The sequence below is a fragment of the Brytella acorum genome (assembly GCF_029309905.1).
In the GTDB taxonomy this organism is placed as follows: domain Bacteria; phylum Pseudomonadota; class Alphaproteobacteria; order Acetobacterales; family Acetobacteraceae; genus Brytella; species Brytella acorum.
The window spans coordinates 1-614 of record NZ_JARBJP010000041.1 but is presented as its reverse complement, the minus strand read 5'-3'; the positions used below and the strand labels follow the sequence as shown (position 1 = coordinate 614).

1 protein-coding gene is annotated in these 614 nt (G+C 58.1%); it reads right to left on the bottom strand.

Features of this window, described 5'->3' with window-relative positions; genetic code table 11:
- Positions 1-56 precede the first annotated feature (56 nt).
- A partial coding sequence (locus PWM43_RS15340) for an IS5 family transposase (protein ID WP_289843330.1) occupies positions 57-614 on the bottom strand: 558 nt, incomplete at its 5' end.

The window sequence follows — 614 nt, the reverse complement described above, 5'->3', positions numbered from 1 at the left end:
GGCTCTGTTGCGGAATTTGATATGTAGACGTGATACTTCCTTTGAGGCTCTATTCTTTACTGAATGGCCTGCGTGAAGGGGATTCCGAGCGCTGTGAAGCGATTGAGGATGGCGATGCGGACGTGAACTTCCGTGACCTGTCGGTCGAAATTCCGCGCTGTCAGACGCTGCCCCAGCAATTTGATACAATGCATTTTCGTCTCGACACGGCTTCGTCGATGATAACCGCTCCATCGTCTCCAGATGGCCCGCCCGAGACGCTCGCAAGCCCGCAGGGCTTCATTGCGGGCTATGGCCCCCGGTGATGTGAGGCTCCACGGTTTTGCGTTCTTCCGAGGGGGAATGACAGCCTGGGCACCACGGTCGGCGATGGTTTCATGGGATCGCCTGGTATCATACGCGCCGTCGGCGGTAACGCTCGCGATGATCTCATCTTCGGGGATTTGAGCCAGAAGCGCCGGCAGAACCGGGGCATCACCGACATCGTTTCCCGTGATCTCAACGGCCCTGACTTCCAGTGATCCTTCGTCGATCCCGATATGGAGTTTACGCCAGATCCGACGTTTCGAGCCGCCGTGCTTGCGCCTGTGCCATTCGCCTTCTCCCTCTCCCTC